The sequence below is a fragment of the Pseudomonas sp. LBUM1664 genome (assembly GCF_059695895.1).
Genome location: NZ_CP166791.1, coordinates 1,769,890 through 1,794,785 on the forward strand (window position 1 = coordinate 1,769,890; position 24,896 = coordinate 1,794,785).

The window sequence follows — 24,896 nt, forward strand, 5'->3', positions numbered from 1 at the left end:
CGCCCGGCTTTGGATTGGGATCAATTCAGTAACAGATCATTGCAATGTCTGACGAGCATTGCGTAGGACTTCGGACTATTATCAGTGCGAAGGGCCCACAGAATTCTGCCGCTCGTACCACCCTGAGGGGGCACCACGATGAAAGAGAAAATCCAGAACTGGCTTCACGACCTGGGTGTCGCGCTTGGCTTGATCGAGCCGCCCATGCAACCGATACCGATCCGCACCGATGACGAGCAACGCCGCCGCCAGCCGCGGCGCCGGTAAAACACCGCAGAATATTGGAGAGATCGCAGTCTTCGACCGTTTTAGACGAGACGGCCGAAGACTGCGATCTTTTTTTGGGCGCTAAATCCCCCTCGTCACAGGTTCAGCGCTCGGCTGAGCAACGGGGGAGTTCGAGCCCTTGCTGCGCGGGTCATCGGGCCCATACACCGTCGCCGGCTCCGCAAACAGTCCAAGAAGTCCCAGGTATATCACCGAGGCCAGGCCGAGGGTCACCGGCAGGCTGATGTCGATGCCGCCGGCCAGCTCGCCCAGCGGTCCGACGAACTGCCCCGGCAGATTGACGAAGCATAGCCCCACCAGTGCGCTGGGGATCCACGCTCCCAGGCCACGCCAGTTCCAGCCGTGGCTGAACCAGTAGCGTCCGCCGGTTTCGCCCCGGGTGAACACTTGCAGGTCATCCGGGCAATAGAAGCCGCGCCGCACCAGCAGGCCGATGATCATGATCACCATCCATGGGGTGGTGCAGGTGATGATCAGCACGGCGAAGGTCGACACACTCTGCACCAGGTTCGCGGCGAAGCGCCCGATGAAGATGAAGGCAATCGACAGTACGCCGATCAGCAGCGTCGCCTTGACTCGCGAAAGCACCCGTGGGAACACGCTGGACATGTCCAGCCCGGTGCCATACAGCGAAGTGGTACCGGTGGACATGCCGCCGATCACTGCAATCAGGCACACCGGCAGGAAAAACCAGCTCGGCGATACCGCCAATAGGCCACCCACGTAGTTATTGGCCGCGATGTAGTCCGGCGCCTTGATCGCCACGATGGTGGCAGTGGCGAGGCCAAACAGGAACGGGATCAGCGTCGCCAATTGCGCAATGATCACCGCCAGCATGATGCGGCGCTTGGGCGTGTTGCGTGGGATGTAGCGCGACCAGTCACCCAGGAACGCGCCGAAGGAAATCGGGTTGCTCATGGCCACCAGCGCCGCGCCGATGAACGCCGCCCAGAAGCCTGGCTGGCCGAGGCCGACGGTGCCGGCGAACTGGCTGTCGAAGGTCGGGGCGAAGGCGAAGATGCCCAGCAAAAACAGCAGGCTGGCGGCCCACACGGCGATGCGATTGACCCACAGCATGAAGCGAAAGCCGTAGATGCACACCGTCAATACCAGCAGGGCGAACAGGCCGTAGGCCAGGCCCAGGCTCAGGTCGGTTTCCGGCAAGCCGATCAGCCGCTTGGCGCCACCGATCAACGCATCCCCCGAGCTCCATACCGACAGCGAGAAGAACGCGATGGCGGTCAGCAGCGACAGGAACGAGCCGACGACCCGCCCATGTACGCCAAAATGCGCCCCCGAGGACACGGCGTTGTTGGTGCCGTTGAGCGGGCCGAACAGGCCCATGGGGGCGAGGATGATCGAACCCACCAACACCCCCAGCACAATCGCCCAGACCCCGGCCTGGAACGAGAGGCCGAACAGCACCGGGAAACTGCCGAGCACGGCGGTGGCAAAGGTATTGGCGCCGCCAAAGATCAGCCGAAACAGATCGATTGGGCTGGCGGTTCGTTCGAGCTCCGGGATCTGTTCGACCCCGAAGGTTTCGATTTGCGTAAGGCTGTTGTCGTTATTGTTATTCATGATCTGCTCCGATATCGAAGCGCGTTCATCGATCTGAACGTCGCCTGTTTTTGGCTAAGGGGGTGGCAGCCCTTCCGGCATTGCGGACAAATGTTCATGGCAGGCCAGCCATAGGCCTTGTTGTTCTTGTGTGCGTCCTTCCTGCTTGCGGAACAGGATGGTTTCGCGCTCCTGGCTAAAGTGTTGCTCCCCTTGCATGCGCAACTCGGTGGTCACGTCATGGATGAAAATCGCCACGTCCCGTTGCAGGCTGACGAAGGCGTTGCTCGAAGCACACGACAGCACTTCGAAGCCATCCTCGGACCGCCAGCGGCCCCACAACGCCTGGTAGGCATCGCGTGACAGCAGTGGCTGTTTGAGGGTGTAGAACACGAAACTCGCGTCGGGGGTGAACGCGCCGAAATAGGCGTCGCGGTCATTGCGAGCGAAAGCCGACACCAGTTGCGCGGCGGCCTTGAGCACTTGATCCTGTTCGTTCATGACCGCGCCTCAGCGATGAACCACGCCGGGCAGTACGCAGAGCATCTCGTACAGCAGGTTGGCGCCCAGCAGCGAGGTGTTGCCGGTGGTGTCATACGGCGGCGAAATTTCTACCAGATCGCAACCGACCAGGTCGAGGCCCTGGCAGCCACGCACGATCTCGATCGCCTGGATGGTGGTCAGGCCGCCGATTTCCGGGGTGCCGGTGCCAGGGGCCCAGGCGGGGTCGATGCCGTCGATGTCGAAGCTCAGGTACACCGGGCCACCGCCGACTTTCTCGCGCACTTGGGCCATCAGCGGTGTCAGGGATTTGTGCCAGCACTCTTCGGCCTGGACCACTCGGAAACCCTGCCGGCGGCTCCAGTTGAAGTCATCGGCGGTGTAGCCCTGGGCGCGCAGGCCAATTTGCACCACGCGGTCGCAATCGAGCAGGCCTTCTTCCACGGCGCGGCGGAAGGTGGTGCCGTGGGCGATTTTCTCGCCGAACATGTGGTCGTTCACATCGGCGTGGGCGTCGATATGCACCAGGCCGACCTTGCCATGTTTCTTGTGGATGGCCCGCAGGATCGGCAGGGTGATGGTGTGATCGCCGCCCAGGGTCAGGGGGATGACGTTGTGTTCCAGAATCTTGTGGTACGACGCTTCGATGATCCGCACCGCGTCCAGCAGGTTGAAGGTGTTGATCGCCACGTCACCGATGTCGGCCACTGACAGCGAGTCAAACGGCGCGGCACCGGTGGCCATGTTGTAGGGGCGGATCATCACGGATTCGGCGCGGATCTCGCGGGGCCCGAAACGGGTACCGGCGCGCAGGGAGGTGCCGATGTCCAGCGGCACGCCGACGAAGGCAGCGTCCAGGCCTGCGGCGGTGGGCAAGTGGGGGAGACGCATCATGGTGGCGATGCCGCCGAAGCGCGGCATTTCATTGCCGCCCAGTGGCTGGTGAAGAATCTTGTCCACGGGTAGGCCTCATCGTTGTTTTATTTATCAGGGGCCGATTCTGCGAAAAGCCGATGCCGGGAAGAATCTCTGTTGGCAAATACTTAGTTCAGGTTTTTCTAAACTAATGGCTGGCGGGGCGATAGACTCGCGATTGATCTGTTGAAGTGAAATGGTGGGAAGCCTGTGGGAGCAAGGCTTGCCCGCGATGAAGTTCATGCGGTTTCCTCTGGAACCGAGGCGCCTGTATCGCGAGCAAGCTTTGCTCCCACAGATAAATCCCTTTGCCACAAAAGCTCGCAGTGACCCGCCTGTATGGAGAGAACCATGGCCAACGCTTTACCCGACCTGAAGCTGCTGCGCATTTTCGTCAGTGTGGTCCGGCACCAGGGGTTCGCCAATGCTCAGCACGAACTCAACCTCTCCACGTCGGCCATCAGCACCTACATGAGCCAGCTTGAATCGGCCTTGGGCCTGGTGCTGTGCCATCGCGGGCGGGGTGGGTTCAGCCTGACCAGCAAGGGCGAGTTGTTCCATCAGGAAACCCTGCGTCTGTTAGCTGAGCTCGAAGGGTTCGAGCAATACGCCGCAGCGCTCAAGGGCGAATTGCGCGGCACGCTGAACCTTGGGGTGATCGATTCCACCGTCAGCGACAAGGCCCTGCCGTTCGCCGAAGCCATCGGCGCCTACAGCCAGGAGCACCCGGCGGTGCACCTGCATTTGTCGGTCATGAGCCCTTACGAATTACAACTCGGCGTGCAGGACAACCGCCTGGACCTGGCCATCGGTGCGTTTTCCACACGCATGAGTGGGCTGGTCTACATGCCGCTGTACCGCGAGCAACACTGGTTGTACTGCAGCAACCGTCACCCCTTGTTCAACGAGCGGCGCATCCCCGAGCAAGTCATTACCCAGCAGCGCATGGTCGGTCGCGGTTACTGGAGCCAGGCTGAACTGGCTCGCCACGGCTTCAAGCACAGTGCGGCGACGGTGGAAAGCATGGAAGCGCAGCTGATTTTGGTATTGTCCGGTGCCTACATCGGTTACTTGCCCGAGCACTACGCCCAGGCCTGGGCCGACAAGGGTGATTTGCGGGTGCTGCTGCCGGCCACCTTCGGCTATCAGGCTCCGTTTTCGATGATCGTGCGCCGTGGCCGCAGCCGCGAGCCGCTGATCCAGACTTTCCGCGACCTGCTCAAGGCGCAACTCAACCAGGCCTGAGGTGCCGTCATGTCCAGAGTCCATTGCCCGCGCTGTCAGCGACCACAAAGCCATTGCCTGTGCCCGCTGATCCCCAGCCTCGACAGCCGCACCCGGGTCTTGCTGTTGCAGCACCCGAGTGAAGTGAACCATGCCTTGAACACCGCCCGCCTGGCAGCGCTGGGGCTCAACAATGCGGAGTTGATCGTGGGGGAGGTATTCGAGGGCTTGCCTGGGTTGCTCAACCGGCCGGGTTATCAGGCGCGGTTGTTGTTTCCCGGCGACGATGCGCAGCCGATGCAAACCTATGCTCTATCCGATGATCCGCTGCTGTTGGTCGTGCCCGACGGCACCTGGCGCAAGGCGCGCAAGTTGCTGCACCTCAACCCGCTGCTGGCGGCGCTGCCGAGGGTGACGTTGGCTGCAGGCGCCGTGTCTCGTTACCGCTTGCGCAAGGCCCCGGGGCCGGGGGCGTTGTCGACGGTGGAGGCGATTGTCCAGGCGCTGCAGACCCTCGAAGCGCCGACGAGCTTCGAGCCGTTGCTGAGGCCGTTCGAGGCGTTGATCGAGGGGCAGATTGCGGCGATGGGGGAGCAGACTTTCCAGCGTAACCATGCTCAGGAATAAGTAGTGTCTGTGCTCGCGATAGCGGTAGGACAATCAAAGAACGTCTCAGCTCAAGGCCTACCGCTCGCGCATCGCCTCAGTCCGGGCTTTCAACACCGGTTTGAGCAAGTAATCCAAGACACTTTTCTCTCCGGTAATGATGTCCACCGTCGCCACCATCCCCGGAATGATCAGCAACGGTTTGGCGTCCCCGCCCAAGTGGTTTTTATCCGTGCGCACCTGGATCAGGTAGAAGCTGTTGCCTTTGTCATCGGTGATGGTGTCGGCGCCGATCAGTTCGAGCTTGGCGCTGAGCCCGCCGTAGATCGTGTAGTCGTAGGCGCTGAATTTGACCATGGCTTTCTGGCCCGGATGCAGGAAGGCCACGTCCTGCGGGCGGACCTTGGCTTCGATCAGCAGGTTGTCTTCCAGGGGCACGATTTCCACCATGTCACTGCCTGGCTGCACCACGCCGCCGATGGTGTTGACCTTCAACTGCTTGATCACCCCGTGCACCGGCGAGACCACGGTGGTGCGTGACACGCGGTCGTCGATGGCAATGCTCGAGGCGGTGATTTTCGACAGCTCGGTGCGTTTCTCGTTGAGGTCCTTGGCCGCGTCGGAGCGGAAGGACTGCTCCGATTCGTCGATCTTGCTCTTGATTTCGTTGATCGCCGATTCGGCCCGGGGAATCGCCAGGGTGGTGGCGTTGAGCGAGCCACGGATTTCCACGGCGCTGCGTTTGAGCCGCAGCATCTCCACCGGCGATACCGCCCCGGTGCTCACTAGCGGCGCAGACATGTTCATTTCCTCTTGCAGCAACGCCAGGGCGGAGCTGAACTGGCCCTGCTTGGAGCGAAATTCCGCCAGCTCCTGGGTTTTCTGGCGCAGTTGTTCGGTCAGCGTCCGTTGCTCGCTGGCCAGGCGCCGTTGCCGTTGTTCGTACAGCGAGCGCTCGTCCTCGGCCACTTGCGCAGCTTTGGTGGTCACCTCTGCTGAAAGCGTGAATGGCCGGCCCTCGGCCTCGGCCGACAGGCGCTCGACTTGGGCAGTCAATGCATAACGGTCGGCTTCGCTCTCGCCCTTGTTCGACAGAAACCGCGTGTCATCCAGGCGCAGCAGGGTGTCGCCCTTGTTCACCATTTGGCCTTCGCGCACAAAAATCTCGGTGACGATGCCGCCCTCCAGGTTCTGGATCACCTGGATCTTGCTCGACGGAATCGCCTTGCCTTCGCCGGTGGTGACTTCCTGCAAGACCGCCAGCTTGGCCCAGACCAACCCGGTGATGATCAGCCCGGCGGCCAGCCAAACGGTGACGCGCGAGCGCCGGGGCGAATCCTGCAAAGCGGCGCCGGCGGTTTCGGACATGAATTCGCTTTCGGCACTTTTGCTGAAACTGCCGAAGTAGCTTCGGGCGGCTGAATCGGGTGTTTGAGCAGACATGGGCGATACCCGTCAGTTAAAGGAGATAAGGCCGAACACATAACCTGTGGTTTGAAAGAGTTATCTGTGGGGGCAAGCCTTGCTCCCACAGGTGTTGTGTTGACAGTTAGAGCGGCTTACACCGCCGCAGACCCCACCCGCCCTTTGCGCAGTGCATCAATCACCGTTTCTTTCGGCCCATCGGCAACGATCCGTCCGTTGTCCAAAACCACCAGCCGGTCCACCAGGCTCAACATCGAGGTGCGGTGGGTGACCAGCAGCACGGTCTTGCCCTGGATCCGGGTGTGGAGTTTTTGCCGCAAAACGTCTTCGCTGCTGTTGTCCATGGCGCTGGTGGGTTCGTCCAGCAACAGGATCGGCGGGTCGAGCAGCAAGGCCCGGGCCAGCAGCACGGTCTGACGCTGACCGCCGGAAAGCAACTGCCCGCGCTCGCCCACCGGGCGATCGAAGCCTTGGGGATGCTGGCGGGCCAGTTCAGTGACACCGGTTAAATCCGCCACTTCCAGCATGCGGGCATCGCTGATGTAGCGGGCCCCAAGCGTGAGGTTGTCTCGCAGGCTGCCGGCCAGCAACGGCAGGTCATGGGCGACGTAACCGATTTGCTGGCGCAGGTCGGCGACGTCCAGTTGCCGCAGGTCCAGCCCATCGAGCAGCAACTGGCCTTCCTGCGGTGCATAGAACCCCATCACCAGGCGCGCCAGGGTGCTTTTACCCGAGCCGCTGCGGCCGATGATCCCGACCCGTTCGCCGGGCTTGAGGCTGAAACTCACGTTCGCCAGCGCTGGGGCGTTCTGACCGTCGTAATGGAACGTCACGCCGTTGACGTCCAGTGCGCCCTGCAATTGGGTACGGTCCAGCGGTCGTTGCCTGGCATCGCGCTCCTGGGGTAATGCCATCAAGGCATCGGTGCTGCGCATGGTGAGCTGGGCCTGCTGGTAGCGGGTGATCAGCCCGGCGATTTGCCCCAGCGGCGCCAGCACTCGGCTGCCGAGCATGTAGGTCGCCACCAGCGCGCCGACGCTGAGGTTGCCGGCAATGATGCTGTAGACCCCGGCGACGATGGTCGCCATGCCGGCCAGTTGTTGCAGGAACAACGTGCCGTTGGTCGCCAGTGCCGAGAGGTTGCGGGCATGGCTGTCCAGGCGGGTGAGGGCACCGTGGGTACTTTCCCATTGATGCTGGCGCTCGCTTTCGGCGTTGCAGGCCTTGAGGGTTTCCAGGCCACCGAGGGTTTCGATCAGCAGCGCCTGGCGTTGGGCGCCCAGGGCCAGACTCTTTTGTACGGTGTCGCGCAGCCGCACCTGGATGATCATCGCGAAGACAATGGTGATTGGAAAAGCCACCACCGGGATCACCACCAGCCAGCCACCCAGCAGGCCGATCACCACCAGCATCAGTACGGCGAAGGGCAGGTCGATCAGGCTGGTGAGGGTCACGGCGGTGAGAAATTCCCGCAGGCCCTGGAAGTCATGGATGCTCTGGGCGAACCCGCCGATGGTCACCGGTTTGGCCTTCATGGCCATGCCGGTGATGCGTTCGAACAGGGTGGCGGAGAGAATTACGTCGGTTTTCTTGCCGGCGGTGTCCAGCAGATGGGCGCGCACCACCCGCAGCACCAGCTCGAACCCGGTGCCGATCAACAGCCCCACGGCCAGCACCCACAACGTGGAGGTGGCCTGGTTTGGCACCACGCGGTCGTAGGTTTGCATGACGAACAACGGCACCATCAACCCCAACAGGTTGATCAAAAAACTGGCCAGGATTGCGTCGCTATACAGCCAGCGCGACAGTTTCAAGGTGTCGCGAAACCAGGCCTCGACCCGTGGCACCAGAGGCGCGCGCAGGTCTTCGAGTTCATGACGCGGCCGGGCGAACAGCGCCTGGCCGCTGTAGTCGCCGGTCAGCTCCTCGCGGCTGACCCATTGCTCGCCACCATCGGCTTCGCTGGGCAGGATCAGCGCCTGGCCGTCTTCGCTCCAACGCCGTAGCACCGCACAGCGACCACCGGCCAGAATCAGCATCACCGGCAGGTTCAGTGCCGAGATGTCGGCCAGGTCGCGGCGCAGCAAGCGCGCCTGCAAACTCGCCCGGGCCGCTGCGCGAGGGAGCAGGTCCAGGCTCAGGCGTTGGTGCGCCATAGGGAGCCCGGCGCTGAGGCTGGCGCGGCTGACCGTCGCACCATGGAGTTTGCAGAGGATCAACAGACCGTCCAGCAGCGGATCATCGAAGTTCAGGCGCGGATCGGCGCCGGGGGTTGCGGGTTCCATGCTGGTCACAGTGATCGCTCCCATGAGCTACTTCAGTTCAGGCAGCCGTGCTTCGTTTTTGACGTCGATCTGGGCGACCGCATCGGCCGGCAGCACCACCCGTTGCTTGCTCAACAACTGGCCCATGTTCGCCAGCACCCGGTACATCGAGTACTCCTCGGTGTAGCGCACTTCGGTGTAGCGACGGTTGGCGTTGTACAGCTCGTTTTCGCTGTCGAGCAGGTCGAGCAAGGTCCGCTGGCCGAGGCCGAACTGATCCTGATACGCGGCACGCACACGGGCGGTGGTGTCGGCATATTCGCGGGCGGTGGGGGTCTGTTTGCGGGCGTTGATCATCGCGTTCCAGGCCAGGCGCGTGTCTTCGTTGAGCTGGCGCAGGGCGTTGTTGCGGATATCCATGGCCTGATTGATCTGGTGGGCGTTGGAGGCCAGCCGGGCCTTGTCGCTGCCACCGCGAAACAGGTTGTAGTTCATCACCACACCGACCCGCCAGCTGTTGTCGTGGCCTTCTTCGCCGGCGATGTTGTTATTGGCACCCACCGCCGCTTCGGCGTCGAAACGCGGGTAGAACGGCGACTTGGCCACTTCATATTGGCTCTCGGCAGACTGCACGTCAGCCTGGGCCGATTTCAGGTAGGGGTGGTTATCTATCATGCTTTGCTGGGCTTCGCGCAGGTCGGCGGGTATCTCACCTTTGGTCGAGGGTGGCGTTTCCAGTTCATCGGGCATGCGCCCGACCACGCTGTAGAAGTTCGCCTCGGCGTCGGCCAGGTCCACCTCGGCGGTGTCGTAGTTGTTTTCCGCGAGGGCCCGGCGGGCATTGGACTGGTCGGAGTCGGCCGCGCTGCCCACCCCGCGCTGGGTGCGTAGGCCGATCTGGTCGTTGACCCGCAAGTGCGCTTGCATATTGTTCTTGGCCAGGGTTACCAGTTCCCGACGCTTGAGTACTTCCAGGTAGACCTCGATGGTGCGCAGGGCCAAGTCCTGGGCGGTGCCCTGGGCGTAATAGGCCCGGGAGTTGACCACGCCCTTGGTACGTTCCACTTCATTGGCGGTGTTGAACCCGTCGAAGAGCATCTGCCGCAGACGCAGCTCCGACTGGGTGTAGTTCAGGATGTTGGTGTGGTGATTACCCAGCGCCCGGGTGTTGGTGTTGTCGCTGTAGCCGCGACCGTAGGCGGCATTTAAATCCACCGACGGGAAAAAGCCCCCCCTGGCGACCTTGACCTCTTCATTGGCCGACAAACGACTGTCCACCCGTTGTGCCAGTTCTGGGTGAGTAGCAATGGTGCTCTGGATTGCTTCGGTCAACGACATTGCCTGCGCCTGAGAGGAGCAGGCAATGGCCAGGAAAATCGCGCTGTAGAAGGGGGGGAGAACGCGCATGGGTACATCTCCTGAAGTCTGTAATGCTGGGCTGTCGCCAAAATATTGGCGTATTTAAGATCAAAACCGTTTCAACCTTGTAACAACACAGCTAAGAACATCCTACGAAAAACCTAAGAAGAATTTTTCATAATTATTATTCCGAAAAAAACTTATGTGCTTGGAAAAAAACGTCACATTGTTCAGAGCGAAAGCCTTTGAATATGCGGGCTCTGACGGCTTTTAGGCGTCAATAAAAGTTCCATGAAAATTTTTAAACGATGTGAAGAAGTGTCAAAAGGGAAAAAAGCAGGGCCGTTTTGAGTGACGGTTTTTTGTCATTATGGCGAATGGCTAGCGCTTCTGGCTCTGCAAAAGCTGGCAAATTTTCCAGTTTTTTTGGTTGCAACCTGAGCACGAATTCTTCACCCAGACAGGTGCCGACCACGGTTGGCAACGGAGGAAATGCACATGGCAGCGCTCATCGGTACCGTCAGCAAGGTAGTAGGGCAGGTTTTCGCAGAAACGGCCGGTGGCCTGCGGCGGCCTTTGGTCGAAGGCGATCGGCTCTATGCCGGTGAGCATCTGATTACCGGTGCCGAAGCGGCTGTGGCCGTGCATTTGCAGAACGGTCAGGCGTTGACCCTGGGCCGTGAAAGCAACCTGACCCTGACCCCGCAGCTGCTTGCCAACCACGCGCCCCATGTCGACACGCCTGAAGCGTCGGCACCGAGTGATGCGCAACTGACCGATGTACAAAAACTGCAACAAGCCATCGCCGCCGGTGCCGACCCGACGCAGGCCGGCGAAGCCACGGCTGCTGGTCCCGGTGCCGGTAACGCGGTGGGCGGTCTGGGGGGTGGGCACAGCTTTGTATTGCTGGAGGAAGTGGGCGACGAGGTCGATCCGCAGATCGGCTTTCCCACTGCCGGGTTCAACGCGATTCCCGAGTTTCCTCTTGAACGTCTGGCCGGTGATCCGGATAACAACGGCAACGATGGGACCGTGCCACCGGTGCCCCCCGAAACGCCAGACAACCCCGTGACCCTCGACGGCGTGACGGTAGACGGCGGCGAGCTGACCACCAACGAGGCCAACCTGGCCGACGGTTCGGCCAGTAATGCGGCGGCGCTGGTACAAAGCGGCACCTTCACCCTTTCCGCTCCCGACGGGCTAAGCAGCCTGAACATCGGTGGTATCAGCGTGATCGCCGGCGGTGTGCCCGCAGGCTTTCCCCAATCCATTACCTCGGCGCTGGGCAACACGTTGACCATCATTGGCTACGATCCCGCCACGGGCGTGGTCAGTTACAGCTACACCCTGACGGACAATCAAACCCATCCTGCCGGCGGCGGTGCCAACAGCATCACCGAACAGTTTGCGGTCGTGGCCGTCGATACCGACGGCGACACAGCCACCGGGACCCTGGACGTCAACATCACCGACGACGTGCCCCAGGCTATCGACGACAGTCACGCCAGCACGGCATCGGAAACCCTGGTTACCCTCGCCGGCAACGTCTTGCCCAACGACCACCAGGGCGCCGACCGTATCCCCACGGGCACGGACAGTGGGCCGATCATTGGCGGGACTTTCACCGGAACCTACGGCACCCTGGTGCTCAACCCCAACGGCACATACACCTACACCCTGAACACCAGCGACCCGCAATTCGTCGCGTTGCACGGCGGCGGAAGCGGCACCGAAACCTTCACTTACACCCTGACCGACGCCGACGGCGACACCAGCACTGCCAACCTTGTGCTGCAAGTGCATAACAACGACGACCCGGTGGTCATCAGTGGCCTGGACGCCGAGGGCGGAGAACTGACGGTTCAGGAGAAAAACCTCAGCGATGGCAGCAGCCCGAATGCACCGGCGCTGACTCAGAGCGGCAGTTTTACGATTAGCGCATTGGATGGTGTGCAGACCTTGAGCGTTGGCGGCATCAACGTGGTGACGGGCGGCGTTGCAGCCGGTTTCCCACAGTCCGTCACAACTGCACTGGGCAACACGTTGACCATCATTGGCTACGAACCCACCACAGGCGTGGTGAGTTACAGCTACACCTTGCTGGACAACGAAGCTCATCCAAATGCCAACGGTGCTAACAGCCTCAGCGAACAATTTGCCGTAGTCGTCACCGATGACAACGGCACTACGGCCAACGGCAATTTGGATGTGAACATCGTCGATGACCTGCCCAAGGCCGTGGACGACAGCAACGCCGGGACCTCTTCAGAAACCCACCTGGCCCTGACCGGCAGCGTGTTGACCAACGATACCGAAGGTGCGGATCGCGTGACTTCGGGCCCCGTCACGCCGGGCACCTTCACCGGCACCTACGGCACATTGGTGCTCAACGCCGACGGTTCTTACACCTACACGCTCAACACGGCTGACACAGACTTCAAAGGTTTGCACGGCGGCGGCAATGGCAGCGAAACCTTCACCTACACCCTGACCGACGCCGACGGCGACACCAGCACTGCCAACCTTGTGCTGCAAGTGCATAACAACGACGACCCGGTGGTCATCAGTGGCCTGGACGCCGAGGGCGGAGAACTGACGGTTCAGGAGAAAAACCTCAGCGATGGCAGCAGTCCGAATGCCCCGGCGCTGACTCAGAGCGGCAGTTTTACGATTAGCGCATTGGATGGTGTGCAGACCTTGAGCGTCGGCGGCATCAACGTGGTGACGGGCGGCGTTGCAGCGGGTTTCCCACAGTCCGTCACAACTGCACTGGGCAATACGTTGACCATCACTGGCTTTGATTCCACCACAGGCGTGGTGAGTTACAGCTACACCTTGCTGGACAACGAAGCTCATCCAAATGCCAACGGTGCTAACAGCCTCAGCGAACAATTTGCCGTAGTCGTCACCGATGACAACGGCACCACGGCCAACGGCAATTTGGATGTGAACATCGTCGATGACTTGCCCAAGGCTCATGCCGATGCAGACTCGGTGGAAGAGGGCGGGACAATCAGTGGCAACGTGCTGAACAACGATGTGGGCGGTGCCGACGGGCCAGCCGCGAGCGGCGCCGTGATCGGCGTGCGCGCCGGCAACGACACCTCGACCTCGGCCATCGGCGGCCTCAATACTCAAATCAACGGCACCTACGGCTATCTCACCCTGGACGCCAACGGCAACGCCGTTTACCACAGCAACCCGAACGCCGTCGGCGCAGCGGGCGCGACCGATGTATTTACCTACACTGTGCGCGATGCCGACGGCGACGAAAGCACCACGACCATCACCATCGACGTCGACAACAGCTGCCTCACCGCCAAAACCGACCAGGACATCACCGTCTACGAAAAGGCCCTCGACCTGAATCAGGATGGTCAAGACCTGGCCCCCGGCACCGTCACCGGCAGCAACCCAAGCGCCACCAGCGAAACCGCCACCGGCAGCCTTGTCGGCTCGGTCACCGGTACCACCGGCGCCGTGACCTTCGCTTTGGTGGGCAGCGCCACTGGCTCTTATGGTCAGTTATCGCTCAATGCCGATGGCTCGTACACCTACACCCTGACTTCGCCAGCCACGACGACGCCCAACGCCAACGATGGCGCTAACGTGTTGAGTGAAAGCTTCACCTACCAAGCCACGGATTCCTTGGGCAACACCGTCACCAGCACCATCGTCATTAACATCGTCGACGACGTGCCCAAGGCTCATGCCGATTCTGATTCGGTGAAAGAGGGCGGGACGATCAGTGGCAATGTGCTGAACAACGACGTACTTGGCGCCGACGGTGGTGCAATCATCGGCGTGCGCGCCGGCAACGACACCTCGACCTCGGCCATCGGCGGCCTCAACACCCAAATCAACGGCACCTACGGCTATCTTACCCTGGACGCCAACGGCAACGCCGTTTACCACAGCAACCCGAACGCCGTCGGCGCAGCGGGCGCGACCGATGTATTCACCTACACCGTACGCGATGCCGACGGCGATGAAAGCACCACGACCATCACCATCGACGTCGACAACAGCTGCCTCACCGCCAAAACCGACCAGGACATCACCGTCTACGAAAAGGCCCTCGACCTGAATCAGGATGGCCAGGACCTGGCCCCCGGCACCGTCACCGGCAGCAACCCAAGCGCCACCAGCGAAACCGCCACCGGCAGCCTTGTCGGCTCGGTCACCGGTACCACCGGCGCCGTGACCTTCGCTTTGGTGGGCAGCGCCACTGGCTCTTATGGTCAGTTATCGCTCAATGCCGATGGCTCGTACACCTACACCCTGACTTCGCCAGCCACGACGACGCCCAACGCCAACGATGGCGCTAACGTGTTGAGTGAAAGCTTCACCTACCAAGCCACGGATTCCTTGGGCAACACCGTCACCAGCACCATCGTCATCAACATCGTCGACGACGTGCCCAAGGCTCATGCCGATTCTGATTCGGTGAAAGAGGGCGGGACGATCAGTGGCAATGTGCTGAACAACGACGTACTTGGCGCCGACGGTGGTGCAATCATCGGCGTGCGCGCCGGCAACGACACCTCGACCTCGGCCATCGGCGGCCTCAACACCCAAATCAACGGCACCTACGGCTATCTCACCCTGGACGCCAACGGCAACGCCGTTTACCACAGCAACCCGAACGCCGTCGGCGCAGCGGGCGCGACCGATGTATTCACCTACACCGTACGCGATGCCGACGGCGATGAAAGCACCACGACCATCACCATCGACGTCGACAACAGCTGCCTCACCGCCAAAACCGACCAGGACATCACCGTCTACGAAAAGGCCCTCGACCTGAATCAGGATGGTCAAGACCTGGCCCCCGGCACCGTCACCGGCAGCAACCCAAGCGCCACCAGCGAAACCGCCACCGGCAGCCTCGTCGACTCGGTCACCGGTACCACCGGCGCCGTGACCTTCGCTTTGGTCGGCAGCGCCACTGGTTCTTATGGTCAGTTATCGCTCAATGCCGATGGCTCGTACACCTACACCCTGACTTCGCCAGCCACGACGACGCCCAACGCCAACGATGGCTCGAACGTGTTGAGCGAAAGCTTCACCTATAAAGCCACCGATGCCCTGGGCAATAGCGTCACCGGTAGCCTGGTGGTAAGCATCGTCGACGACGTGCCCAAAGCCGTCGCGTTCGAGCGTTCGGTGACGGCGGTGGAGATCGATTCGAACCTGCTGATCGTGCTCGATATCTCCGGCAGTATGGTCGATCCCTCTGGCGTGCCGGGGCTCTCGCGGCTGGACCTGGCGAAACAGGCCATCAGTGCCTTGCTCGACAAATACGATGCCCTGGGGGATGTGAAAGTCCAGCTGGTGACGTTCAGCAGCAGCGCCACCAACCAGACGTCGGTATGGGTAGACGTGGCGACTGCCAAGTCGCTCCTCACCAGCTTGACGGCAGACGGCGGGACCAACTACGACGCAGCGTTGGCGGCGGCCAAGACCGCGTTTGTCACTTCCGGGCAACTGACCGGGGCGCAGAACATTGGCTATTTCTTCTCCGACGGCAAACCTACTTCGGGCCAGGAAACCGGCTCGGCAGACGAGGCCGCGTGGAAAGCGTTCCTCGACGCCAACGGCATCAAGAACTACGCCATCGGCCTGGGCAGCGGCGTCAGCAACGCCAACCTTGACCCGCTGGCCTATGACGGCAGTACCCACACCAACACCAACGCGGTGGTGGTCACCGACCTGAACCAGCTCAACTCGGTGCTCTCCGGTACCGTGCAAGGCATACCGGTGACCGGCAGTTTGCTGGGCGAGGGCGGCTCGTTCGGTGCCGACGGCGGGTTTGTCAAAAGCCTGGTGGTCGATGGCACCACGTACAGCTACAGCCCGACCGCCAACGGTGGCCAGGGTGCGCTGACCGCCAGCGGCGGCGCCAACCATGGCACTTTCAACACCACCAACAATACGGTGAGCATCGCCACCAGTCACAATGGCACCTTGGTGGTGAATTTCGACACCGGCGAGTACAGCTACACGTCCCAGACCGCCACCAGCACGTTGATCACCGAGAACATCGGCTACACCGTCAGCGACAACGACGGCGACCTGGCCAGTTCCAGCCTGGTGATCAAAGTCGTTCCCAACAGCCCGCCCGTGGCGGTCGACGACAACATCATCACCAACGTGCTGTCGGGCAATATCGTGGTCCCGGGGGAGTTGTTGCTGGGCAACGACAGCGACGCCAACGGCGATCCGCTCACCGCTTCACCCACCAGCTTCAATACCGGCTGGGCCGCCAGGGGCGCGGACTTCACCGGTAGCACCGGCACGGTCAGCTTCACCGGCAACAACGTGCAGTCGATCAACCTCAACCGCAGCGCCTTCGTCGCCAATGCCGCGACCATGACCGCGGTGCTGGTGGTCAGCGGCGCGCTGGGGGCGGTTTCCAACAACAACGCTAACGATGAGGATCGGCTCAACATCAGCCTCAAACAGGGCGAAACCCTCACCCTGGACCACAACCTGGCGGCCGGTCACATCACCTTGGAATACTCCCTCAACGGTGGGCCTTTCATTGCGATCACCGACGGTGCCTCGTTCACCGCAGCGGCGGATGGTAACTACCAGATCCACGTCACCAACATCGCCAATCCCAGCGGCGGCAACCCCAAGGGCTCGGAAAACTACCAACTGACCATGACCGTCAACTACGCCGGGGGGCAAGACAGCACCTCGGATTACCACGGTAGCTATACCGCCAGCGACAACCACGGCGGCAGCGACAGCGCGGCGGTGGGCATCAGCTACCAGGCCGGCCACACGCTCACCGGCACGGCGGGGGACGATGTGCTGCTGGCCGGCACCGGCGACAACGTTCTCAATGCTGGCGACGGCAACGACATACTGAGTGCAGACTCGGGCAACAACACCCTGCACGGCGGGGCGGGCAATGACTTGCTCTACAGCGGCACGGGCAACGACCTGCTCGACGGCGGCACGGGCAACGACACCGCCAGCTACGCCCACGCCAGCGCCGCAGTCACGGTGAACCTGGGCCTGCTGGCGGCGCAGAACACCCAGGGCGCCGGTACCGACACACTGGCCAGCATCGAAAACCTCATCGGCTCGAACTTCAACGACACCCTCACGGGTGATAGCGCCAGCAACCGCATCAACGGCGGGCTGGGCCATGACGTGCTCAATGGCGGTGGCGGCGATGATGTCCTGATCGGCGGCCTGGGCAACAACACCCTCACTGGCGGCAGCGGCGCCGATACCTTCCAGTGGCTGACCGACAACAGCGGCCACGACGTGATCACGGACTTCACATCAGGCACCGACAAACTCGACCTGTCCCAACTCCTGCTTGGGGAAAACGGCAGCACCGCGTCACTGGACGACTACCTGCACTTCACCGTCACCGGCAGCGGCGCTTCGGTCATCACCAGCATCGACGTCAGCACCACCGCTGGCGCGGCGACCACTCAGACCATTGACCTGGCCGGCGTCAACCTGGCCAGCCACTACGGCGTCACGCCGGGCGTGGATGGGATGATTGCAGGCACGGACACGGCGACCATCATCAACGGGATGTTGAACGACCATTCGTTGAAAGTGGATACGGTGTGAGGTGAGGTTCGTGCTCTCTAGGAGACACTCAGAGTCCAGTGGCGAGGGAGCTTGCTCCCGCTCGGCGGCGCAGCCGTCGTAAAGCCGGCTGACGCGGTCTGCCTGGAAGACCGCATTATTCCATTTGGGGCGGCTTCGCCACCCAGCGGGAGCAAGCTCCCTCGCCACGGGGGGCTGTGTCGGTGAGCGCGGGATGTTCGTGCCTGATCGTTCCCACTCTCCCACGTGGGAATGCCGCCAGGGACGCTCCGCGTTCCGTTTTTGAAGCGTGACGCGGAGCATGGGAACGAGCAACTTTCTGAGGCCACTCAGATCCTTTGTGGTGAGGGGGGCGTGCCGGCTAGCGTGGGTCGACGTTGTCCAGCGCGCGGTTTGCCAGCAGACATTAGGTATCGACACCGTTCACTACGTTGAAAATCTGGCTTCTTAAAGGCAGATCAGCCTCGGGCTCGGTCGGTTTGGGCTTGAGGTAAAAGTCGAGGGCGCTCGGTGGCTTTATCGAATTCTTTCGAATTGAAGGGGGCGCCTGGGGATGTCGGATCGGTGTCCGGCGGGTTGGGGGTTACTTTGAACGTAGTTGAAGCTCCGATACATTTGGAAAGGAGCCATCACCCCTTCGCGACCAAACGATGGGTGGTGGCCATACGAAGGTTGGTAGACCGGGTATCGGAACCGGCGCCTCCGAAAGGGCCCTGCGCATGGCCACCAAAAAGCGAAGCGTATGACTGCACTTGCAAGAGGTGACGCTATGCACCGAAACCCCGGGCTACCAAACCCGATCGCTGATTCGTCAGCGCCCCGCAAACGATAGAACCCGACCCCAAGGCGCACAAGCCGGCGGATTCTGGCGTAGTTGTAGGCAACGGAGCAAGGCAACGTAGCCCAGTCCTGCAACGTCCTACACCGAAACAAATACCGGTGACGGCGAGCGTCGGGCAACTACTGTCAGAAATAACAGGTGGGTATCGTTATCTGACAAGCGGTGGGGTTAGAGGCCATCGCGAAGAGGCTCTCGCCCACATTCAGGGCTTTTGCAGTGTTTTCTGCTTAAGGATATAAACCGTCACCAGCACTGCGCTGGTCAACATGAACCCCCGCGCCCACGGCAGGGGCACCAGGTAGCAAGACAACAAGATGCTCGTCCACATCAGCCCGATGGCGTAGACCTTGCCTTTAAGCGGGATGCCGTTGCCATTGAGATAGTCGCTGATCCACGGGCCGAGGCGGGGATGCTTTACCAGCCATTGGTAGAAACGGGGCGAGCTGCGGGCGAAGCAGGCGGCGGCCAGCAGCAGGAAAGGGGTGGTGGGCAATACCGGCAGGAAGATGCCGATGACCCCCAGCACTACGCTCAGCCAGCCGACGGCCAGTAGAGCGTAACGCAGGATCAGTGAGCGGTTGCCAATGGGCGCGCGCACCCGGCCACTCAGTGGTGGCGAGGCTTGAGGATCGCCGGTTTCTCGTCCGGTGCGTTGCACAGCAAGTACAGGGCGGTGAGGGCTTCCGGGATCTGCACGATCATGTCGTCCATCAGGTTCGCGTCGGCGGCGATGTCGCAAAACTCCGGTTGCTCGTCGAACAGGCCCGAACCGACCATGATTGGCAGCAGCATTTCGCTGACTTCTTCTTCGGCGGTTTCGAACCAGGCCGCTTCGCGCAGGAACACGCCTTCCATGAAGCCGATGCACCAGCCGCGCAGTTCCGAATCGTCCGGGTCATCGCCCAGGTCCAGTTCGCACGGCAGCTCGAATTCTTCGTCGGCGGCCAGTTGACGGGCGATGTGGGCTTTGAGGCCTACCAGCGTCGCTTCGATTTCGGCGCGCTGGGCTTCGTCGGCGTAATGCGGCTCTTCGGCGAACAGGGCGTCTATCCACTCACGCTCCGGCACCGTTTCGGAGCAGATCGACAGGGCGGTCAGATAGCCGTGAGCGGCCACGTAATCCAGCGCTTCTTCGTGCAGCTCATCGGCGTCGAGGAAGACTTGCAGGCGGGTCAGTTGCTCAGCGAAGGACATTACGGGCTACCTTGGGGAATAAACAATGCGGGAATTCTAGGCCTTCTTGAGCGCCCAGGCCAGCCGCGTGGCGTATTTGCCTTTTTGTGGCGGCGGGTTTGCCCCAAATGCCAAGGTATACAACCCGTGGCGAGGTTTTCATCCAGCGCTCGCCTCAACACCTCTTGTCAGCAGGGCCCTTTGCAGGGAAGGCCTCGGGTATACTGCCGCGTTTTGTGATGCCCTGCGGCGTCTCGCCGGTTCGAAACGCGCACTTACGATTTGCCGGTGCAGCGTTTGTGATTCTGAACCAGCCTTGCAGGGATGTTTCGGTGATTTTTGGAGTTTTTATGCTCGAACAGGCTCAACGCGTCCTCAAGGACATCTTCGGCTACGACAGTTTCCGTGGCCGTCAGGGTGCCATTATTGAGCGCGTGGCCAGCGGTGGCGATGCCCTGGTGCTCATGCCCACCGGCGGCGGCAAGTCCTTGTGCTTCCAGGTGCCGGCGCTGTTGCGCAACGGCCTGGCGGTGGTGGTTTCGCCGTTGATCGCATTGATGGACGACCAGGTCGCCACCCTCGAGGAACTGGGCGTTGCCGCCGCTGCGTTGAACTCCACCTTGAGCGCCGAGCAGCAGCGAGACCTGGCGGCGCGAATCAAGCGCGGTGAAGTGAAGATGTTGTACCTGGCGCCCGAACGCCTGGTGCAGCCGCGCATGCTGGCGTTCTTGCAGAGCCTGGAAATCGCCCTGTTCGCCATCGACGAAGCCCACTGCGTGTCCCAATGGGGTCACGATTTCCGTCGCGAATACCTGCAACTGGGGCAACTGGCAGAACTGTTCCCCGACGTGCCGCGTATCGCCCTGACCGCCACCGCCGACAAACGGACCCGCGAAGAAATCGTCGAGCGCCTGCACTTGCAGAACGCCGAGCGGTTCCTTTCCAGCTTCGACCGGCCGAACATTTTCTACCGCATCGTGCCCAAGGAGCAGCCGCGCAAGCAGTTGCTGGCGTTCCTTGCCGAGCGGCGCAGCGACGCCGGCATTGTCTATTGCCTGTCGCGCAAAAAGGTCGATGAAGTGGCGGCGTTTCTCTGCGAGCAGGGTTTTCCGGCATTGCCCTATCACGCCGGCCTGCCCAACGACCTGCGGGCCTATCACCAGAAGCGCTTCCTCAACGAAGAAGGCCTGATCATGGTGGCCACCGTGGCGTTCGGCATGGGCATCGACAAGCCCAACGTACGCTTCGTCGCTCACCTGGACCTGCCCAAATCCCTCGAGGCGTATTACCAGGAAACCGGTCGTGGCGGCCGTGATGGCTTGCCGGCCGATGCCTGGATGGCCTACGGCCTGCAGGACGTGGTGATGCTCAAGCAGATGCTGCAGAACTCTGAAGGTGACGAGCGCCACAAGCGCCTGGAGCAGCACAAGCTCGACGCCATGCTCTCGCTGTGCGAAGAAACCCGCTGCCGTCGCCAGACCTTGCTGGCCTACTTCGACGAAGACATGCCCCAGCCTTGCGGGCATTGCGACAACTGCGTCGACGGCGTGGAGACCTGGGACGCCACCGAGCCGGCCCGCCAGGCGTTGTCGGCCATTTATCGCACCGGCCAGCGCTATGGCGTGGGGCATCTGGTGGACGTGTTGCTGGGCAAGGACAACGAGAAGGTCCGCAGCTTCGGCCATCAGCATCTTGCGGTGTTCGGGGTCGGCAAGGCCCGCTCCGAGAGCGAGTGGCGGTCATTGTTCCGCCAGCTCGTGGCGCGCGGCCTGGCGGACATCGACCTGGAAGGCTACGGCGGCCTGCGCTTGAGTGCGAGCTGCCGGCCCTTGCTCAAAGGCGAGGTCTCCCTCGAACTGCGCCGCGACCTCAAGCCGGCAACGGCGGTCAAGAGCAGCAAGAGCCAGGCCAGCCAACTGGTGCGCGGCGAAGAGCGCGATCAGTGGGAAGCCTTGCGCGCCTTGCGTCGCAAGCTGGCCGAGGAGCATGGCGTGCCGCCGTACGTCATTTTTCCCGACTCGACGTTGCTGGAAATGCTCCGCAGCCAGCCGACGTCCCTGGCGGAAATGGCCCGGGTCAGTGGCGTGGGCGCGCGCAAGCTGGAACGTTATGGCGAGGCCTTCCTCCAGGTGCTGGGCGGCGAGGCAGAGGCGCCGAAAGTGGTGGCCGATGTACGCCACGAATTGATCACCCTGGCCCGGGCCGGTATGACGCCATTGCAGATCGCCGGGCAATTGCAGTGCTCGGAAAAGAACGTCTATACGATGCTGGCCGAGGCCATCGCCAAGCAGCAATTGTCGTTGGAACAGGCTCTGGACCTGCCCGAGGAGCTGATGGGGGAGGTGCAGGACGCGTTTCTGGATGGCGAAGGCGAGCTGCCTCCGGTGTCGGAAATCGCCGCGTTGTTTGTCGGTCGGGTACCTGAAGGCGTTCTGTATTGCGTCAGGGCTGCGTTGCAGTCGGAATTCGAAGTCTGATCAGTGAGTTACGTTCCTTTAACGATTCAGTACAGGGCAAACCTTGCTTGAATCCGAAGCTCATGCTTAGCTGACTAATAATTAGTTTTTTCTATTTCAGATCTGATGAGTTTTTTTATGCCTTTAACCGATCAACACCGTTTTGGCATGCAGCTGGCGCAAATGTCCCGAGGCTGGCGTGCTGAGCTGGATCGCCGTCTGGCCGGGCTGGGCCTGTCCCAGGCGCGCTGGTTGGTGCTGCTGCACCTGGCCCGTTTCGAACAGGCGCCGACCCAGCGTGAACTGGCCCAGAGCGTCGGCGTCGAAGGCCCGACCCTGGCCCGGTTGCTCGACAGCCTGGAAACCCAGGGGCTGGTGCAGCGTCAGGCCGTAGCCGAAGACCGCCGGGCCAAGAAAATCGTGCTCTGCGCACCGGCCCGACCACTGATCGAGCAAATCGAAACCATTGCTGAGCAACTGCGCCGGGAGTTGTTCCAGGGCATCAATGAAGCCGACATGCGGGTGTGCATGCGGGTTCACGGCACGATCCTGGCCAACCTGGAAAAATCCTGAGGCATATCCCCGGTGTCAGACTTTTGAGATTCGGCGGTTCGCGAACTATAACCAGTACTAAGCGTTCGTATTGGATGCGTTTACGCTCAGTCTGGTGATCAAAGGGATGCCCATGCTTGAAAGTTTGCAGTCCACGTTGCGCAGTTGGGTCAACGTGTCGGTCGTCTTGGGTGCCTTGGGGTATTCGGCTGTGGCGTCTGCGCTGGGGTTGGGGGAGATCACGCTGCACTCCGCCCTGAACCAGCCATTGCGTGCCGATATCGCTCTGGTCGACGTGGCCGGGATCAGCGAGGGCGATCTGTCGGCCAGCCTGGCGACCTTGGGCGATTTCAATCGTGCCGGTGTAGAGCGGGTGTTCTTTCTCAGTAACCTGCGCTTTACGCCGGTGTTGCGTGGCGAGCGCAGTTTCATTCGGGTGACCTCCAGCAAACCGGTGGAGGAACCGTTCCTCAATTTCCTGGTACAGCTCAATCAACCCAACGGGCGCCTGCTGCGCGAATACACCGTGCTGATCGACCCGCCGGGCACGCCGGGCATCGTGCCCGCCCGTGATGAACCTTCCACCGCCCCCCAGTCTTCGATGTCGACCCAGGCAACACCTGCCATCAAGCCACCCCCGGCTGTACAAGGTAAGCGTTATACCGTCGTGCGGGGGGACAACCCCTGGGTCATCGCCAAACGTCTGCACGACGCTGGCAGCAACGCTTCGGCCAATGAACTGATGCAAGGGATCCAGGCCCTGAACCCCGGCAGCGACCGGCTCTCCATCGGTCAGCGCTTGTTATTGCCCGATTCGGCCGTGCTGCCGGCGCCTGCTGAAACCGCTGCAGCCCCGGCGTCTATCGGGTCTGACGAGCAATTGGCCGCCAGCGTGCTGCAAAACCAGCAGCAACAGAAGACCATCGACGAACTGCAGGCCCGGCTCCAGGCCCAGGACGAAGAGATCGCCAGCCAGCGCAAGCAGATCAGCCAATTGCAGACGCAACTGGTCGCCGTCACGCCAGCGCCCGTTGCGTCGGCCCAGGCGCAATCGGAGCCACCCGCACCCGCACCGACGGTTGATGCCGAGCCAGCGACAGAACCGGTCACAGAGCCAGAGGGCATCAACTGGCTGTGGGTGACGGGGTTGGTGAGCCTGCTGGGGCTGCTCGCGCTGTTACTGTTCATTCGTCGTCGGCAGCACGAGCAGGCCGCCTCAGAGCCGATGCCCGAACGTCCTGAGCCGGTGTTGGAAGACGGCAATGAGCCCTATGCACCGACAGCCGGCACGGAGCAGCCCGAAGCCGCCACGTCGTTCAATAACGGTGACGCTCCCTTGGGGGATGTGCTGGAAGGGGTCGGGATTTACCTGACCTATGGTCGTTTCACCGAGGCTGCGGGGCTGCTGCGCGCCGCATTGCTGGCGGAGCCGGAACGCACCGACCTGGGCCTCAAGTTGTTGGAAGTATTGGGCAAGCAGGGCGATGTCATCGGTTTCCAGGCCCAGGAACATCATTTGCTGGCGCAGGGCGTCGATGCCTGGATGCTGGAGGAGGTCCGCGGGCGCTACCCCAGGGTTGCGATTACCGCTCCCGTGGTGGCGTCGGCAGAGCCCCTGGCGCCGGTCCCGGAACCCGAGCCTGTGCCCAGCGACGAATTCGAGCTGAACCTGGAAACCAGTTGGGATTTGACCGACGTCCAGAACCCCACCACTGAAAAAAGCGCTGCCCCATCGCCTGCGATCAACGCTGCTGAGGGCTTGTCGCTCTCGGGGTTCGACGAGCCGGATCTGCAATGGGGCGCGCCATTGGAAACCGAATCGCTGGACGATGCCTTCCTTGACGGGTTTGCCGATGAAGAGCAGTCGCTGGAGCTGGAGTCGCTGCCCCTTGAACCGATGTCCCTCGACGCCATGTCCCTCGAGCCTATCTCACTGGAACCCAAGACACCGGAACACTCGGTCAAACTGGAGCAGGCGCAGAGTTGCATCGATGATGGCGACCTGAAGACCGCCGTCGCGCTGCTTGAAGAACTGCTCCAAGAGGGTGACGAGCCCCTCAAGCAGACCGCCCGGGTACTGCTGGCCGCGATTCGCTGAGCCTGCTGGCCTCTTCGCGAGCAAGCCCGCACACACAGTCGAACTGCGGCGGGCAC

15 protein-coding genes are annotated in these 24,896 nt (G+C 61.8%); 7 read left to right on the forward strand and 8 right to left on the reverse strand.

Translation table 11 applies throughout. The features are described 5' to 3' along the window. Positions 1 to 138: 138 nt before the first annotated feature. Positions 139 to 267 (forward strand): PA1414 family protein, encoded by a 129-nt coding sequence (locus tag ACA047_RS08510; protein WP_256222727.1) that lies wholly within the window; start codon positions 139 to 141, stop codon positions 265 to 267. A gap of 81 nt (positions 268 to 348) precedes the next feature. Here the strand turns inward: ACA047_RS08510 and ACA047_RS08515 are convergent, their stop codons facing one another. From ACA047_RS08515 to speB, 3 genes are read right to left on the reverse strand one after another with little or no spacing between them, the layout of a single operon-like run. Next, the gene (locus ACA047_RS08515; protein ID WP_497360263.1) at positions 349 to 1,872 is read right to left on the reverse strand and encodes a purine-cytosine permease family protein; all 1,524 of its coding nucleotides are present in this window, start codon (positions 1,870 to 1,872) and stop codon (positions 349 to 351) included. Between the two features lie 51 nt (positions 1,873 to 1,923). Further along, on the reverse strand, positions 1,924 to 2,349 hold the full coding sequence (locus ACA047_RS08520) for a YybH family protein (protein ID WP_497358378.1): 426 nt from the start codon (positions 2,347 to 2,349) through the stop codon (positions 1,924 to 1,926). Positions 2,350 to 2,358: 9 nt separating this feature from the next. Beyond that, on the reverse strand, positions 2,359 to 3,309 hold the full coding sequence (gene speB / locus ACA047_RS08525) for an agmatinase (RefSeq protein ID WP_497358380.1): 951 nt from the start codon (positions 3,307 to 3,309) through the stop codon (positions 2,359 to 2,361). Positions 3,310 to 3,615: 306 nt separating this feature from the next. On the opposite strand from speB, the gene ACA047_RS08530 reads away from it, so the two are divergent. Both ACA047_RS08530 and ACA047_RS08535 read left to right on the forward strand, forming a co-directional pair. Beyond that, the gene (locus ACA047_RS08530; RefSeq protein WP_135844254.1) at positions 3,616 to 4,509 is read left to right on the forward strand and encodes a LysR family transcriptional regulator; all 894 of its coding nucleotides are present in this window, start codon (positions 3,616 to 3,618) and stop codon (positions 4,507 to 4,509) included. A 9-nt stretch (positions 4,510 to 4,518) separates the two neighbouring features. Beyond that, positions 4,519 to 5,115: a tRNA-uridine aminocarboxypropyltransferase gene (locus ACA047_RS08535; RefSeq protein ID WP_497358383.1), complete on the forward strand. Its 597-nt coding sequence runs from the start codon at positions 4,519 to 4,521 to the stop codon at positions 5,113 to 5,115. 57 nt (positions 5,116 to 5,172) lie between these two features. Here the strand turns inward: ACA047_RS08535 and ACA047_RS08540 are convergent, their stop codons facing one another. The 3 genes from ACA047_RS08540 to ACA047_RS08550 form a co-directional block, all read right to left on the reverse strand. After that, positions 5,173 to 6,537 (reverse strand): HlyD family type I secretion periplasmic adaptor subunit, encoded by a 1,365-nt coding sequence (locus ACA047_RS08540; RefSeq protein ID WP_497358385.1) that lies wholly within the window; start codon positions 6,535 to 6,537, stop codon positions 5,173 to 5,175. A gap of 116 nt (positions 6,538 to 6,653) precedes the next feature. Beyond that, complete coding sequence (locus tag ACA047_RS08545) at positions 6,654 to 8,813, reverse strand: type I secretion system permease/ATPase (protein WP_497360265.1); 2,160 nt, start codon at positions 8,811 to 8,813, stop codon at positions 6,654 to 6,656. An 18-nt stretch (positions 8,814 to 8,831) separates the two neighbouring features. Further along, positions 8,832 to 10,190: a TolC family outer membrane protein gene (locus tag ACA047_RS08550; protein WP_497358387.1), complete on the reverse strand. Its 1,359-nt coding sequence runs from the start codon at positions 10,188 to 10,190 to the stop codon at positions 8,832 to 8,834. Between the two features lie 450 nt (positions 10,191 to 10,640). Between ACA047_RS08550 and ACA047_RS08555 the strand changes: the two genes are divergently transcribed. Beyond that, complete coding sequence (locus tag ACA047_RS08555) at positions 10,641 to 17,741, forward strand: retention module-containing protein (RefSeq protein ID WP_497358389.1); 7,101 nt, start codon at positions 10,641 to 10,643, stop codon at positions 17,739 to 17,741. A 1,022-nt stretch (positions 17,742 to 18,763) separates the two neighbouring features. Here ACA047_RS08555 and ACA047_RS08560 read toward each other — a convergent pair. Further along, a complete protein-coding gene (locus ACA047_RS08560) occupies positions 18,764 to 19,159 on the reverse strand; it encodes a YbaN family protein (RefSeq protein ID WP_497358391.1) in 396 nt (131 codons plus the stop codon). 8 nt (positions 19,160 to 19,167) lie between these two features. After that, on the reverse strand, positions 19,168 to 19,755 hold the full coding sequence (locus tag ACA047_RS08565) for a UPF0149 family protein (protein ID WP_497358393.1): 588 nt from the start codon (positions 19,753 to 19,755) through the stop codon (positions 19,168 to 19,170). Positions 19,756 to 20,084: 329 nt separating this feature from the next. On the opposite strand from ACA047_RS08565, the gene recQ reads away from it, so the two are divergent. The 3 genes from recQ (at position 20,085) to ACA047_RS08580 (ending at position 24,840) form a co-directional block, all read left to right on the forward strand. After that, positions 20,085 to 22,211, forward strand: a complete 2,127-nt coding sequence (recQ, locus tag ACA047_RS08570) for a DNA helicase RecQ (protein WP_497358395.1) — start codon at positions 20,085 to 20,087, stop codon at positions 22,209 to 22,211. 117 nt (positions 22,212 to 22,328) lie between these two features. Further along, positions 22,329 to 22,763, forward strand: coding sequence for a MarR family transcriptional regulator (locus tag ACA047_RS08575; RefSeq protein ID WP_497358397.1), 435 nt, complete (start codon positions 22,329 to 22,331; stop codon positions 22,761 to 22,763). Between the two features lie 112 nt (positions 22,764 to 22,875). Then, positions 22,876 to 24,840: a motility hub landmark protein FimV gene (locus ACA047_RS08580; protein ID WP_497358399.1), complete on the forward strand. Its 1,965-nt coding sequence runs from the start codon at positions 22,876 to 22,878 to the stop codon at positions 24,838 to 24,840. Positions 24,841 to 24,896 lie beyond the last annotated feature (56 nt).

Bases quoted from the DNA above. Each gene is read 5' to 3' on its own strand.
- ACA047_RS08510 (WP_256222727.1), top strand. From the start codon at position 139: ATGAAAGAGAAAATCCAGAACTGGCTTCACGACCTGGGTGTCGCGCTT.
- ACA047_RS08520 (WP_497358378.1), bottom strand. From the start codon at position 2,349: ATGAACGAACAGGATCAAGTGCTCAAGGCCGCCGCGCAACTGGTGTCG.
- ACA047_RS08530 (WP_135844254.1), top strand. From the start codon at position 3,616: ATGGCCAACGCTTTACCCGACCTGAAGCTGCTGCGCATTTTCGTCAGT.
- ACA047_RS08535 (WP_497358383.1), top strand. From the start codon at position 4,519: ATGTCCAGAGTCCATTGCCCGCGCTGTCAGCGACCACAAAGCCATTGC.
- ACA047_RS08540 (WP_497358385.1), bottom strand. From the start codon at position 6,537: ATGTCTGCTCAAACACCCGATTCAGCCGCCCGAAGCTACTTCGGCAGT.
- ACA047_RS08550 (WP_497358387.1), bottom strand. From the start codon at position 10,190: ATGCGCGTTCTCCCCCCCTTCTACAGCGCGATTTTCCTGGCCATTGCC.
- ACA047_RS08555 (WP_497358389.1), top strand. From the start codon at position 10,641: ATGGCAGCGCTCATCGGTACCGTCAGCAAGGTAGTAGGGCAGGTTTTC.
- ACA047_RS08565 (WP_497358393.1), bottom strand. From the start codon at position 19,755: ATGTCCTTCGCTGAGCAACTGACCCGCCTGCAAGTCTTCCTCGACGCC.
- recQ (WP_497358395.1), top strand. From the start codon at position 20,085: ATGCTCGAACAGGCTCAACGCGTCCTCAAGGACATCTTCGGCTACGAC.
- ACA047_RS08575 (WP_497358397.1), top strand. From the start codon at position 22,329: ATGCCTTTAACCGATCAACACCGTTTTGGCATGCAGCTGGCGCAAATG.
- ACA047_RS08580 (WP_497358399.1), top strand. From the start codon at position 22,876: ATGCTTGAAAGTTTGCAGTCCACGTTGCGCAGTTGGGTCAACGTGTCG.